This is a genomic window from Acinetobacter genomosp. 15BJ (assembly GCF_000400715.1).
Taxonomy (GTDB): domain Bacteria; phylum Pseudomonadota; class Gammaproteobacteria; order Pseudomonadales; family Moraxellaceae; genus Acinetobacter.
Map to the genome: position 1 here is coordinate 104,582 of NZ_KE007351.1, position 12,479 is coordinate 117,060.

Here is a 12,479-nt window from a genome sequence, read left to right on the forward strand (position 1 = left end):
CGGCATATATTGTTATGTTATAACATTTCTATCAACAATAGGAGTCATTCAAAATGCGTAAAGATATCCATCCTGCTTATCAACAAGTGTTGTTTCACGATACCAATGCCGATGCCTATTTTTTAATTGGCAGCACGCTACAGACCAAACAAACCAAAGAATATCAAGGTCAGGTCTATCCCTATGTAACGCTTGATATTTCCAGTGCTTCACACCCGTTTTATACCGGCGAAGTTCGCCAAGCAAGCAATGAAGGTCGTGTCGCAAGCTTTAACAAACGCTTTTCACGTTTTAACCGCAAAGCTTAATTTTCATTTAAGTTTCACACATTAGGCTGTAAGCATTAGAAGTCTAAGGCTATCTCTCCTCCACTTAGACTTCTTTTTTTATAACTATCTTTCAAGAATCCAGCTTGGCCTGCCCCACCACACCAAATTCAATCGGTGTTTTGACATAAAACAAAGAAATTTCTTTGTCATTCAAATAGTCTAATAATTCCATCGCCTGTTGATTGCTTAGCGCAAACTGAATTTGTATGGGTCGATCGGCCAACTCAAAAAACTGGCCGAATGAAATAAGCCTTGATGATCCACACCTTCCATCCCTGCCAGCACTGTTGCTCCACGCAAATTCATTTGTTTCGCCACAGACAATAACCATTCACTTATCATTTGTCCCTGATAAGTCCGATTCTGTGCCGTATAAAAACTCAGTAAAAATCCATTCATTGTCATCACTCCAAAGCTATGCAGCACTCAGCCATTGATGCAAGCTCATACCTAAAATGGTAAACAGCAATGATCCAATCACATGAATCAAAATTGCTGCGCAGGCATACCCCAACTTACCACTTTGTAATAAAGCAATAATCTCGGCAGAAAAGGTCGAGAATGTGGTTAATGCACCGCAGAAGCCTGTAATCACAAACAGTTTGTAATTTGGACTCAGTGAGCTTTGAGAAAAATAGGAAATTGCAAAACCAATAATAAAGCCACCAACAAAATTAACTGTGACCGTACCTAAAGGAATATTGGGAAAAATTGGATTGAGTTTTAAACCCAAGAACCAACGCAACCATGCGCCGAGTACCGAACCAAGCGCGATTGAGAGTAAAGGATAGTACATGGGTTACTCCACACATCGCGCAGGAGATAAAGCGACATTTAACATGGATAGATCAATGTTTTTTTGATTATTTTTCATTTGCGAACTCCAAAATGAGAACAGAGCACGCACGAACCTACGCCCCCTGTTCAGGGTAACGTAGGCATCATTAGCCACAATAGCGGTTTGTAATAGGAGGAATGCCATCTCCTTTATTCTAAAATAACATAATTTTTAGACAACTCAACTGCGTTTTTAAGCTTCAAACAACTGTGTATAAACATAAACTTATCCACAACTTATGTCGTTTTAAATAAAACTTGCTCGCCAAGCACCTCAAAATCCAGTGCTGGAATCACAAAAGCAAAAGCTTCGGCATCATGATCTAAACCGAATTGTTGCAACAATTGAGGGGCCTGTAAGCTTAGAATCTCAGCAGCTTGAATGTGTTGAAACTGTACAGGCATTTGAATATCCCCCTGCGACATCCGAGCTGGTTGGTCAACCCATTCCGCCCATGCATGGTCTTGATCGACCAAAAACTCAACTGCATCATCCCAAGAGGGAAATAACTGCTGCCATGCATTAGGTAATTGCTTTTCCTTGATCATCTGCACATCACTGCTTAAGGAATAATCCTCATCAACATTAATTTCAGTATGAATCAAGTGCTCTGCCCGTTGATGCTGAAACGCCGATGCATATTGTGCTGGCATCACATCGCTGGCCAGACGGCCGCCTAACACATACAGTGCTTGATCAACCACGACCTGCTCAAAGATCACCGTCTTGGGCTGTGAACCATCCAGATAAAAGCGCCAGTTACTTTGTCGAGGTGAAGGCATGAACTGACGTAATTTCCCCAAGAAACTGAATCCAAAATGCTGATGCTGATAAGTCAAAATGGTAAAGATGGTTTTTCCCTGCTTTTCCCATAAAACAACAGGGCTTGGATAACGCTGCCGAACCTGCTCAATATCGACCAACCAAGACAATTACACCACATTGCTGACCTGACTCTGCAAGCGTATAAAAGGCAGTCGTCGCATCATCATACGGCGGAGTTGTAACAGCAAACCACAACTTAAAATAGGCGCTAAAAGTTGAAGCAAAGCGCTGGCTAGTGATAACTTTAAACGATGTCTATTCATTATTATTCAATAGATTAACGCTCTGTTTGAGCATAAACCGCTGACTCCACTACGTCCAGTTCAAATCGTGTCCAGCTTCTATTCTGCATTTTCAATGTTATGATGCTTGCCATTGATTCAATCAACATGGAATTTTAAAAATGGCTCAAAGCTTATTGGCACAACTGAAAGATGGCACGGCAAAATTTGCAGATGTATTGGCATTTATCGAAGCACGTTATCAATATACCCCAACCGCCTTTCAGAATGGCGCACAATCGAATGCTGCGACTGAAAACCAAGGCAGTGCCAAAGTACTCAGCTTTGCCAAAATTGAAGGCTTGAATCAAGCGGATACGCTCAGTTTATTTGCGGAGCATTATGCGTCTGTATTGGCAACACCAGAAGCCACCGACCATCAAAATATCCGCCAGTTTATGCAGCATGGCTGGGATGGTGTCAAATTTGAAGGTGAAGCACTCACTGCAAAATAAAAAACAGGAGGTGCAATGCCTCCTTTTTTCTTATTTTGCTTTATCAAAATTCTTTCTATGTCGCCTGTTCAGGCATTAAAACCACCATCCACATCAATCACTGCACCCGTGATATAACGCCCGCTTTCACCCGCCAGATGAAGCACAGTTGCAGCAATATCATCTGGATGCCCATAATCAGCCAATGCCAACGTTTCTCGTGCGGCATCGGCATGTGATCCATCAGCAGGATTCATATCGGTATCGGTTGGTCCTGGCTGGACAAGATTGACTGTAATGCCGCGCTTGCCCAGATCTCGCGCAACCCCCTTAGTCAAACCCACCAAGGCAGCTTTGCTGGTTGCATATAAACTGATCCCTTCACGACTTGTTCTTGATGCAAGACAACTGCCAATCGAAATAATACGTCCATCATCAGGCAAATACTTGCTTGCCTGCATGGTCGCAGCAAACACTGCACGTAAATTGACAGACATGGTGTGGTCATAATCGTCTAATGTGAGTTGATCAATTCGTCCAGTCAAAAAATTACCCGCATTGTTGACTAAAATATCCAGTTGTCCAAATCGGTCGACTGTTGTGTCTACCGCCGTGATTACTTGGCTGGCATCGACAGCATCTGCCAAAATAATTTCAGCACGTCGGCCCAATGCACGAATTTCTGTAGCGACAGCCTCAGCTTGTTGCTCCGAACGGCTATACGTAATCGCCACATCTGCACCGTGTTTCGCAAGCATACGAGCAATGGCCGCACCAATACCTCGACTTCCGCCAGTCACGAGAGCAACCCTACCTGTAAGTGTATTCATTATAAAAATCCCTGTTTTAAAACATAGTCAGAAATTCAGTGCTGTTCCAACTCTCTGCTAAGCCTACTTAATGGGCTGAAGCAATAATGATCGTTAGTGAGTCTTGATGAGCACCAATATATGTATCGATCGATATAAATGTAGGCTTAGTATTTCTGGTTGTCAACGACTTTTGTATCGAATAGTATATATCTAAAAAGGAGCATCAAATGGCACAAATGGGCCGCCCTAGGACCTTTGAACGTGAGCAAGCAATTCAACAGGCCATGCATCTATTTTGGCAATACGGATATGACTCGACATCCTTATCGCTGCTCAAAGCCAATATCGGCAGTGGTATCAGTGCTCCTAGCTTCTATGCTGCATTTGGTTCCAAAGAAGAATTATTCCGAGAAGTCATTGAGCATTACATCGCAACGCATGGTCAGGTCACGAACAGTCTCTGGGATGAAAGTCTTGCACCGAGAGAAGCGATTGAACGAACCCTGCGCCAATCCGTGAAAATGCAAACTGAATCCAGTCATCCAAAAGGCTGCTTATTGGTTCTTTCAACGGCGACCTGTTCCCCCGAAAATCTCCACATTCAACAATTCTTAACCCAGCATCGCCTAACAACTCGCGATAGATTTACACAATGCGTTCAACGTGCTGTGGAAACAGGTGAATTAACGGCTGATACGAATATCGATGCTTATGCGACTAGCATATATAGCTTTTTACTCGGCATATCCGTACAAGCGCGTGATGGAGTTTCTGGTGCTGTTTTAGATGCAGCAGTAACAGAAATCATGCATCACTGGGACTCACGCGTTGCCACATCATAAATCAGACAACTTCATGATTAAGTCTTTAGCTAAAGCGATTACTGAAAAATAAAAAGGAGGCTTAATACCTCCTTTTTTCTTTAATGTTTTAGGATTCAAGGGCGCGACAATTTTCGCAAATCTGTCGTTAAACTATAAAAATCTCCACCCATTTTGCCCACACTCTGAAGTTGCTGCTGATCAATCATCTGCCCATCCCAGAGTCGATCATCAACATAAATCGATTTGACATCCAGCAAAGCCACTGTTCCACCTAATGGAAGCGTACTCAGTTGAATGACTTCCCTTAACTGGCATTCGTATCGAACAGGCGCATGCTTTACCGCTAACGCTGCAACCGTATGACTGGGTTCAGACTCAATCTCAGCAAAATCAAATTCACTTTGCTCTGGGGGCAATAAAGCACAGGATAAATTCATCTTTTCCAATAAAGCCGTATTGGCAATATGCACCACACATTCTTTAGTCGCAATTAAATTTCTGATGGTGTCTTTATCCTGACCATTTCTTGGATTCACTTGTGAATACCACAGAATAGGTGGATTACAACTGGCCACATTAAAGAAGGAATAAGGGGCAATATTGGCAACCCCATCTGCCGACAGGGTACTGATCCATGCAATGGGCCGAGGGGTAATTCCCCCGACCAACAAGCGATAGATTTCATTGGCATCTAAATCAGACGTTTCAAAAATCATGATAACAACACGGCCAATTTAGGGACGTTCAGCATATTGTGGTAGATCATCAGCGATGCAATCCCACTCTGCTTTAGAAGCCGCAAAAATATGCATGCTCGGTTTTTGTTGTAATGGCGTATCTAAAGTCCCGATTCTTAAACGATATAATTCTGGCTGTGCATCCCGCGAACTGATCAGTGGTGAACCACATTCGCCGCAGAACCAGCGATAGACGCCCGATGCAGCAAATTTTTTAACTAGTTCTTCACCCTGAGTAATTTTAAAATCTAGGCTACGGATCGGCGCATTAGTTGCATAGGCCGTTCCATTGGCTTTACGGCAGCGCTGACAATGGCATTGTATGATCTCACCAATTTCACCATGAATCTCATAATGAATCCCATCACATAAACAACTGCCACGATACACGGGTGAAGCTTGAGACATATCCCTATTCCTGATGCGTATTTACTCAAAACTAGCATTTTTAAATGCTAGATCACAAGGCAAATCTGCTCAAGAAATATGACCAGATTTAAGAGAAATCACACAGCCCTTTTAAACTCAACTGATGAGGGCAGTAAATACGCCAATGATTAAAATATAGAACAGGATAGGTAATCCCAAAAACCAAAACTTTGCCCATCCATTGGTAGGAAACACTTGTGTAGCCCCACGGTAACTCACCCAACACGATAAGAATAAAAATGGAACTGGAATGAATCCCAAAAAGGTAGAATAATTATAGGCTTCCAAATAATTTGGATATAAAAACGTTTGGATCACCGTTGTAATCACAATCGGCAATACAAAGACCAAGGATTGCAATACATACACGTGTCGGGCAAGTTGTGGATCAGCCTCTTTTGCGCCTGAAAACTGTAATCTTTTTTTATACCACCAGCCTTGTACTAACCACGCAATCGCTGCTGAAATAATTCCTATGCCCAACACCCATAACCAGTAACTCAACCAGGATGCTGTAATCCAGTCGATCAGTGGTCTAATCTCACCTGTTTCAGCACTTAATAATTTTTGATCAACCCGATCCATGACCGCAACGATACCAATCAGATAAGCTGCAAAAATGATACTTTGATGATGATAATTTTTAGACTGAGCAAAAAACTTTTTCGGTTGGAAAAACAAGCGGAATAAGTTGCTCAGTTGAAATGGTTTGATGATCTCATTGCTTTGTGTTTCCACAGTCGGCTCAATATTCATATACCCTCTTCATAAATTAATTTAGATTATTTTTATTTCAGTATTTTAGCTTATTTTATCATTTGATAAATGTATTTACGCCTTCTGCCGCCGCACGCCCAGTTGCGAAACAAGCCGTCAGTAAATATCCCCCTGTTGGCGCATCCCAGTCCAGCATTTCACCACAACAAAAGACATAGGGATTAGATTGCAATTGCAGTTGTGGCGATACAGCGCTTTGCTTTACCCCACCTGCACAGCTAATGGCCTCTTCGATTGGACGGAAGCCATCTAGAGGAATACTCAGCTGCTTAATCTGCTGAGCCATTTGCTTGGCATCCGCCCACAAGCTTTTTCCGACAATTTCTCGAAGTAGATTAATTTTGACAGTGTCCAAACCTGCTTTACGCCAGAGATTGGTAAGAGACTGCTTTTTATTGCCCTGTAATTTCTTTTCTAATTGATCAATGCTGACATCAGGCAGTAGGTCCAGATGTAATTGTAAACGCTGTTCTTGGACAAGCTGTGCTCTGAGATCACGACCCAATTTATAAATCACACCACTCTCAAAGCCGTAATGACTAATGATGATATCGCCATGAGTTTGCTGTTCGGATTGCACCCATGCATTAACACGCTTCAGCGGCTGACCGAAGCACTCCTGCATGAACGGCGACCATGTTTTCAGCACACCTGCATTACTGGCTTGGAAAGGCTCAATTTCATTTTTTGAGAGCCATGGCTGCCAAGCACCATCACTGCCCAATTGTGACCATGACACCGCCCCACAGGCCAAAATAATGGCATCATAAGTTGCACTAAAGCGCTGGGTCTGGCTCTCAATCGTGAGTTGATTATTGGATAAATCCACACAACGATGGCGATAATGAAAACGCACACCATCAGTCATTAATCGTTTTAACCACGCACGGAGTAAGGGAGCAGCTTTCATTTCAATCGGAAAAACTCGACCAGAACTACCAATATAAGATTCGATCCCAAGTCCTTGCATCCAGTTTTGAATCCACTGCGCGTCCCATTGCTTAATCCATGGACCCAGCCATTCTGCATGATCATAACGTTGTATAAACGTATCGACAGGCTCAGCATGTGAAATGTTTAAACCTGTTTTGCCCGCCATTAAAAACTTGCGTGCTGCAGAAGGTTTCTGTTCAAACACATCAATTTCATAGTCATATTGGCTTAGAACTTCAGCAGCCATCAAACCTGCTGGACCTGCACCAATAACTGCAACACGCTTAGGCATCAGCTTGCTCTTGAGCGTTTTGACCTTGTAATGGTCCAAAATCATCAAAGCGAGTTGCATAGCCTTCTGGTCTTCGAATGATCAACTGTTGGCACAACTCGCCGCGCTCTAAATACTTAATTTCAAAATGCGTTCGGGCAGAATCCGCTGCAATTTTTTGCTTTTGATACGGCAGTTTCCACAATTCAATCAATTGCTGTTCTGCTTCATCAATATATTCAGGAATGTTACTCGCCAAAGTAATTGTGCCATTCGGCTGAAGACGAGACAGTAGAAACTCAAAGAATGGCATATTCAGCCAACGCTGCGCAGGATTATGCGGTTCTGGATTCGGGTAGAGAATGAAAAATTGTTCGACTTGTGCAGGGAATAAGGCATGCACCACCCAAGGAAGTGCATCCGCATGAATCGGATTTAAATGTTCACGTGGTTCTAATTGATGCTGTTTCTGCATTGCCACAAATTTTTCTTTGGTTCGCTCAATTGCATACAACGTGGTGTGCGGATTTTGCCCCGTAAACAACAAGGCGTGCTTGCCTTTTCCTGCCCCAATTTCAACGCAGATCGGCGTATTGGGAATGGCAATAAAATCACGAGGGGCTTGCATACGTTGTGCTTGAAATTGACGAATCGACATAATCTCATCAAACTATCTAGAAATCGGCATAAGTCTAACAACTCACCTTACTTTTGCCTAATCTATTTAGGGTTTGTTAACATTTCACAAATGCTTGCGACAGAGAGCATTTTTTAGCTGATGCAAGGCATGACTTATGAAGTTTAGCTATTTTAAATGAATAAGTCATAACACAGTAGCAGCAAAAAATGCTCCTGTCCCATAGGGTTATGGCTAAAACCTCCCTAAACTTCGTTATGAAACTTGACAAGGGAATCGCCATTGTCTACGTTTCATGCCTTGTTTATGTCGTTTTAGCTAATAACGCAATGCATGGTTGAAATGTCAACAAACCCTCTTTGTTTTAGGAATTTTCTATGCCACGTACATTCCCCTGCCCGCGTTGCGGTGAAGCCAGCACTTGGGAAGGTAATCAATTTCGTCCTTTCTGTTCGGAACGCTGTAAGTTGATTGATCTCGGTGCTTGGGCCAGTGATGAATACAAACTGCCGACTCAGGATGCACCACAAGCAGATCAAAAACGCAATGAAGATGATTATGAAGATTAATCATCTTCATTCTTTTCAATCACTAGAAAGTTTTTCCCCAATCCAGATTGATGCATTTTAATAAAAATTTACATATTTTAGATATGTGAATTACATCACAGTAATTTACTTTTTTTTGACCTTGTGTAACCCTTAATTCAAACATTGTAATGAATAAAAATAGCAAATAACTCACGACAACTTATATCTCATACTGGTCCAACCTTAATCAAAATTTTATAGGGATCAGTTTGTTTAATAAAAATATTTAGACTTACTAGGATGTAATAATGAATCAATCTATTCCTTATCAGCTCAGGGTTTTAGTCACTCAAATTGATCCAAATCTAGATGCCAATTGGCAGCTAAGCTTACAAACACTTTTTTCCACCTGCCTTGCTGAAGACCGTGAAAATATCTGTCAGCAGATTTTGCAACTCAAAAAGATTCACTGGAATCGAAAAGAGCAAAGCTTTTCTTATCTTGCCAAGCATGACATCCACCTATTGGCAGAAAAAATTCAAGATGCGCCGATGAAAGTGTTAGTCAGAACCATTGCCAACTCTTTGGAAAAATTAAAACAATACCAAGATATTTATGCCATCTCCGACTATTTAGAAAATATGCTCGGTCAGATTAACCGCATCAATACAGAAGATGACTTTGATCTACAAGAACAGAAAAAACAGGTGTTAAAAGAGTTCATCTATGCCTCTGCACAAATCATTTTGCAGAAAGAAATTATTCAATTACCTGCCAATCAAAGACATATCAATACGGGTGTCATCAAAACCTTTATTACTGAAGTGTTTTTGAAACAACAGCTGCTCAAATATTCCTTTAACATTATTCGTGCTCATCAGTTACGCGAAGAAAAGCCACATATTCTTAAATATTTTTTATTCCAACAGCAAAAAACAAAACAGCTCGATATTGTTAAAACGTCTCAATATATTTTTGCACTCGCACCGAGCAAAGAAGGGATCGCAAATACTTTTTCGATTCGACGCTTTTTGCAAGAAGAAAAATTTGAAGCCTGTGAAAATATTTACTTCAATGCTGCTTTTTTAGCTTTAGACCAAATCGAAGATGAATCACAGCATCAGCAATTCCGATGGCAAATGGATCACATCATTACTATTGATAAACAGGTCAATCACTATGTCTCTGATATTGTTCGTCATATCGAGCTTTATGCCAATAAAACTCTAATTCCCTTTTTGATGGAACCGCTCAATCCCCACGGCGTCTTTATTGAAAAACTGGTTGAACAACGACTAATTGATTTTGAACAGAAACTCTGTCGCAATATTCTTGAACCGATCGCAGATGCTTTAAAACATGCAGTGCATCATAGTGATGAATGTCATTATCTTTACATTAGCGTCAAACAAACTTTGGATGATCTGATTAGCCATTTTATTGCCTTTCAATCACAACCTTCAATTATCCTAAATAAGCAGGTCAATCTATTTATCGCGCGACTTAAATCCTACGCCACCTTATTGCAAAAACGCCATAGCGATGTATTTACCGTGTTTTCTTATGATGACTGGAAAAAGCATCATACAGCAGCATTAGAGCCGACCAATATCCTCAAAGACTTAAGTATTAGTTGTTTACAAGAATATAAAGATGCATTTTCAGAGTTAAAAGAGAATCAGCGTCAACTGAAACAAAGCGTGTCTTTTCTCAGTAAGCTGCTCAATAAACCACAGAAAATAAAAGATAATATTATTAAGTTAAAAGAGAAAACCTCACGAATCAAAAGACATGCGCATCAGGAAATTATTCGCATTCAACGGCGCTTTCCATCACTGATTGTATATTTAGAATTTGAATCACTGATTTCAATCAATCATAAAGAACGGCATTATGCCTTCCCAACAGGAGACAATGGTATTACCCGCCTACCGATTTTGATTCAGATTCCAGAAGATAAAGCGTCTTTTGATTTACAAAGTATTTGTAATAGTTTGAATTTTGATTTGAACTTAGCCAATCAAAAATGGCTAGAAAGCATTTAGTCGGTTATAAAACAAGCTTGCCCTGTGTATAAACACTGATTTATACACAGGCCCACAATATCGAATTAACCCGCTTTGCTTGCCACAAAAGGGTTAAACTGCTTTTCATAACCGATGGTGCTCATGGGTCCGTGGCCTGAGATAAATTGCGTTTCATCTGGCAGGCTAAAGCATTCGCGTTGAATCGAATCTAACAACTGTTGGTGATTGCCTTTTGGAAAGTCAGTCCGTCCAATCGAACCTTTAAACAGCACATCACCTGTCCATAACAAACCATGTTTGGCATTATAGAACATCACATGTCCAGGGGTATGACCTGGAGCAAAACGGACTTCAAATTCATCCTCGCCCAATTTTAATACTTCCCCGCCTTCTAACCATTGATCGACTTTAACAGGTTGAGGAATTGGAAAACCATAACGCGCTGAGACTTCCTGAATCATGTCCAACCAGAACTGATCTTCTTTATGTGGACCAATCACAGGGATCTTCCACGCTTCAGCTAACTCACCGACTGCACCTGCATGATCAAGGTGCCCATGGGTCAACCATAGTGCTTTCACCTTTAAGCCCAAGGTTTCTACTTCTTTTTTAAGTACCGCGGCATCACCACCCGCATCAATCAAAATCGCTTCTTTGCTTTCACTGTCCCACAAGATTGAGCAGTTTTGGGCAAACGCAGTAACAGGGACAATTTTGACTTGTAGCATAGAAACCTCTGGCGAAATAAAGCGTCGATTTAACGATGGGCTAAGGTATGAGTGAGTGCATCAAGATTAGCCTGAACCAGACTAGCAAGCAAATCTATATGCGCCTGATCTGCATTCAAGGCAGGAATATAGGCATAGTCGCCACCACCTGCATGCTGGAAAATCTCTTTATTTTGCATTGCCAACTCTTCTAGTGTTTCCAGACAATCGGCTGAAAATGCAGGACTAATCACTTGTACGGACTGTACTTTTTGCTCACCCCATTGTTGCAATAGTTGGTCGGTATACGGTTTGACCCACTCTTGCTTACCAAATCTTGACTGGAAGCTAATCGCCCATTCATGCTCTTGTAGATGTAAAGCCTCCGCAACTAGACGCGCGGTCATTCGACAACGATCGGCATAAGGATCACCTTTATCTGCATAAGGCTGAGGAATGCCGTGGAACGACATGAGTAATTTTTCAGGTTTTCCATGCTGCAATTGATAGTTTAATACGCTATCTACCAATGCCTGTATAAACAGAGGATGCTGATAATAATCCTTAATCAAGGTAATGCCTGGCAAATGACGCTGCTGTGGAATCCATCTGGCAAAGGCATCGTATAAAGGTGCAGTTGAGGTCGCAGAATATTGTGGGAACAGGGGTAATAAAATGACATGCTCTTGTGGTGTCTGCGCCAGTTGATCAAGTACATCATGAATACTGGGTTGACCATAGGTCATTGCAGGAACAACGCTAAGATCGAACTGATGATTTTCTTCTTGTAAACGCTGCTTAATCAGCAGTGTTTGTTCCAATACAATTTCACGCATTGGCGAGTCATTTGACCAAACCGAAGCATAAGCTTCGGCCACACGTTTTGGACGAAAGGTCAGGACAAATAAGTGTAGAATGATCCACCAAAGTAATCTTGGAATCTCAATCACACGCGTATCAGATAAAAATTGCTTTAGAAAGCGTCGTACAGCAGGCACAGAGGCTTCGTCGGGCGTGCCTAAATTTGCCAGAATCACTGTCACTTTAGGTTTTTGTGTCGCTAACATAGACCACATCCGCTTTTCATT

General features: G+C 41.5%; 16 protein-coding genes, 1 pseudogene and 1 riboswitch. Of the genes and pseudogenes, 5 read left to right on the plus strand and 12 right to left on the minus strand.

Features of this window, described 5'->3' with window-relative positions:
• Positions 1-53 precede the first annotated feature (53 nt).
• Complete coding sequence (locus F896_RS01715; RefSeq protein WP_016165029.1) at positions 54-308, plus strand: type B 50S ribosomal protein L31; 255 nt, start codon at positions 54-56, stop codon at positions 306-308.
• A 91-nt stretch (positions 309-399) separates the two neighbouring features.
• On the opposite strand, the pseudogene F896_RS0120125 reads toward F896_RS01715, so the two are convergent.
• The 4 genes and pseudogenes from F896_RS0120125 to F896_RS21310 form a co-directional block, all read right to left on the minus strand.
• Positions 400-728: pseudogene (locus F896_RS0120125) on the minus strand (DUF190 domain-containing protein).
• A gap of 16 nt (positions 729-744) precedes the next feature.
• The gene (gene crcB / locus F896_RS01710) at positions 745-1,125 is read right to left on the minus strand and encodes a fluoride efflux transporter CrcB (RefSeq protein ID WP_004802433.1); all 381 of its coding nucleotides are present in this window, start codon (positions 1,123-1,125) and stop codon (positions 745-747) included.
• A gap of 132 nt (positions 1,126-1,257) precedes the next feature.
• Positions 1,258-1,324: riboswitch (Fluoride riboswitch) on the minus strand.
• A gap of 79 nt (positions 1,325-1,403) precedes the next feature.
• On the minus strand, positions 1,404-2,099 hold the full coding sequence (locus F896_RS01705; RefSeq protein ID WP_016165031.1) for a DUF2071 domain-containing protein: 696 nt from the start codon (positions 2,097-2,099) through the stop codon (positions 1,404-1,406).
• Positions 2,100-2,255, minus strand: a complete 156-nt coding sequence (locus tag F896_RS21310) for a hypothetical protein (RefSeq protein ID WP_228130630.1) — start codon at positions 2,253-2,255, stop codon at positions 2,100-2,102.
• Between the two features lie 140 nt (positions 2,256-2,395).
• On the opposite strand from F896_RS21310, the gene F896_RS01700 reads away from it, so the two are divergent.
• Positions 2,396-2,728, plus strand: a complete 333-nt coding sequence (locus tag F896_RS01700; RefSeq protein ID WP_016165032.1) for a HopJ type III effector protein — start codon at positions 2,396-2,398, stop codon at positions 2,726-2,728.
• A gap of 68 nt (positions 2,729-2,796) precedes the next feature.
• Here F896_RS01700 and F896_RS01695 read toward each other — a convergent pair whose 3' ends face one another.
• Entirely contained in the window at positions 2,797-3,537 is a 741-nt protein-coding gene (locus tag F896_RS01695; protein ID WP_016165033.1) for an SDR family NAD(P)-dependent oxidoreductase, read from the minus strand.
• 209 nt (positions 3,538-3,746) lie between these two features.
• On the opposite strand from F896_RS01695, the gene F896_RS01690 reads away from it, so the two are divergent.
• Entirely contained in the window at positions 3,747-4,361 is a 615-nt protein-coding gene (locus F896_RS01690; RefSeq protein WP_016165034.1) for a TetR/AcrR family transcriptional regulator, read from the plus strand.
• Between the two features lie 95 nt (positions 4,362-4,456).
• On the opposite strand, the gene F896_RS01685 is transcribed toward F896_RS01690, so the two are convergent.
• The 5 genes from F896_RS01685 to F896_RS01665 form a co-directional block, all read right to left on the minus strand.
• On the minus strand, positions 4,457-5,059 hold the full coding sequence (locus tag F896_RS01685) for a flavin reductase family protein (protein WP_016165035.1): 603 nt from the start codon (positions 5,057-5,059) through the stop codon (positions 4,457-4,459).
• 18 nt (positions 5,060-5,077) lie between these two features.
• Complete coding sequence (locus F896_RS01680) at positions 5,078-5,488, minus strand: GFA family protein (protein WP_016165036.1); 411 nt, start codon at positions 5,486-5,488, stop codon at positions 5,078-5,080.
• A gap of 117 nt (positions 5,489-5,605) precedes the next feature.
• On the minus strand, positions 5,606-6,265 hold the full coding sequence (locus F896_RS01675) for a hypothetical protein (RefSeq protein WP_016165037.1): 660 nt from the start codon (positions 6,263-6,265) through the stop codon (positions 5,606-5,608).
• Positions 6,266-6,323: 58 nt separating this feature from the next.
• Positions 6,324-7,511 (minus strand): TIGR03862 family flavoprotein, encoded by a 1,188-nt coding sequence (locus F896_RS01670; protein WP_016165038.1) that lies wholly within the window; start codon positions 7,509-7,511, stop codon positions 6,324-6,326.
• A complete protein-coding gene (locus F896_RS01665) occupies positions 7,504-8,148 on the minus strand; it encodes a class I SAM-dependent methyltransferase (protein ID WP_016165039.1) in 645 nt (214 codons plus the stop codon). Before F896_RS01665 ends, F896_RS01670 begins: the two co-directional genes overlap by 8 nt.
• A 356-nt stretch (positions 8,149-8,504) precedes the next feature.
• Between F896_RS01665 and F896_RS01660 the strand changes: the two genes are divergently transcribed.
• Entirely contained in the window at positions 8,505-8,696 is a 192-nt protein-coding gene (locus tag F896_RS01660) for a DNA gyrase inhibitor YacG (protein WP_004802417.1), read from the plus strand.
• 269 nt (positions 8,697-8,965) lie between these two features.
• Positions 8,966-10,702: a hypothetical protein gene (locus F896_RS01655; protein WP_016165040.1), complete on the plus strand. Its 1,737-nt coding sequence runs from the start codon at positions 8,966-8,968 to the stop codon at positions 10,700-10,702.
• 65 nt (positions 10,703-10,767) lie between these two features.
• Here F896_RS01655 and F896_RS01650 read toward each other — a convergent pair whose 3' ends face one another.
• Together F896_RS01650 and hemH are read right to left on the minus strand one after the other, a co-directional pair.
• Positions 10,768-11,412, minus strand: a complete 645-nt coding sequence (locus F896_RS01650; RefSeq protein WP_005200394.1) for an MBL fold metallo-hydrolase — start codon at positions 11,410-11,412, stop codon at positions 10,768-10,770.
• Positions 11,413-11,441: 29 nt separating this feature from the next.
• Entirely contained in the window at positions 11,442-12,458 is a 1,017-nt protein-coding gene (gene hemH / locus F896_RS01645) for a ferrochelatase (RefSeq protein ID WP_016165041.1), read from the minus strand.
• Positions 12,459-12,479: the final 21 nt, after the last annotated feature.

Bases quoted from the DNA above. Each gene is read 5' to 3' on its own strand.
- F896_RS01715 (WP_016165029.1), top strand. From the start codon at position 54: ATGCGTAAAGATATCCATCCTGCTTATCAACAAGTGTTGTTTCACGAT.
- crcB (WP_004802433.1), bottom strand. From the start codon at position 1,125: ATGTACTATCCTTTACTCTCAATCGCGCTTGGTTCGGTACTCGGCGCA.
- F896_RS21310 (WP_228130630.1), bottom strand. From the start codon at position 2,255: ATGAATAGACATCGTTTAAAGTTATCACTAGCCAGCGCTTTGCTTCAA.
- F896_RS01700 (WP_016165032.1), top strand. From the start codon at position 2,396: ATGGCTCAAAGCTTATTGGCACAACTGAAAGATGGCACGGCAAAATTT.
- F896_RS01695 (WP_016165033.1), bottom strand. From the start codon at position 3,537: ATGAATACACTTACAGGTAGGGTTGCTCTCGTGACTGGCGGAAGTCGA.
- F896_RS01690 (WP_016165034.1), top strand. From the start codon at position 3,747: ATGGCACAAATGGGCCGCCCTAGGACCTTTGAACGTGAGCAAGCAATT.
- F896_RS01685 (WP_016165035.1), bottom strand. From the start codon at position 5,059: ATGATTTTTGAAACGTCTGATTTAGATGCCAATGAAATCTATCGCTTG.
- F896_RS01680 (WP_016165036.1), bottom strand. From the start codon at position 5,488: ATGTCTCAAGCTTCACCCGTGTATCGTGGCAGTTGTTTATGTGATGGG.
- F896_RS01675 (WP_016165037.1), bottom strand. From the start codon at position 6,265: ATGAATATTGAGCCGACTGTGGAAACACAAAGCAATGAGATCATCAAA.
- F896_RS01670 (WP_016165038.1), bottom strand. From the start codon at position 7,511: ATGCCTAAGCGTGTTGCAGTTATTGGTGCAGGTCCAGCAGGTTTGATG.
- F896_RS01665 (WP_016165039.1), bottom strand. From the start codon at position 8,148: ATGTCGATTCGTCAATTTCAAGCACAACGTATGCAAGCCCCTCGTGAT.
- F896_RS01660 (WP_004802417.1), top strand. From the start codon at position 8,505: ATGCCACGTACATTCCCCTGCCCGCGTTGCGGTGAAGCCAGCACTTGG.
- F896_RS01655 (WP_016165040.1), top strand. From the start codon at position 8,966: ATGAATCAATCTATTCCTTATCAGCTCAGGGTTTTAGTCACTCAAATT.
- F896_RS01650 (WP_005200394.1), bottom strand. From the start codon at position 11,412: ATGCTACAAGTCAAAATTGTCCCTGTTACTGCGTTTGCCCAAAACTGC.
- hemH (WP_016165041.1), bottom strand. From the start codon at position 12,458: ATGTTAGCGACACAAAAACCTAAAGTGACAGTGATTCTGGCAAATTTA.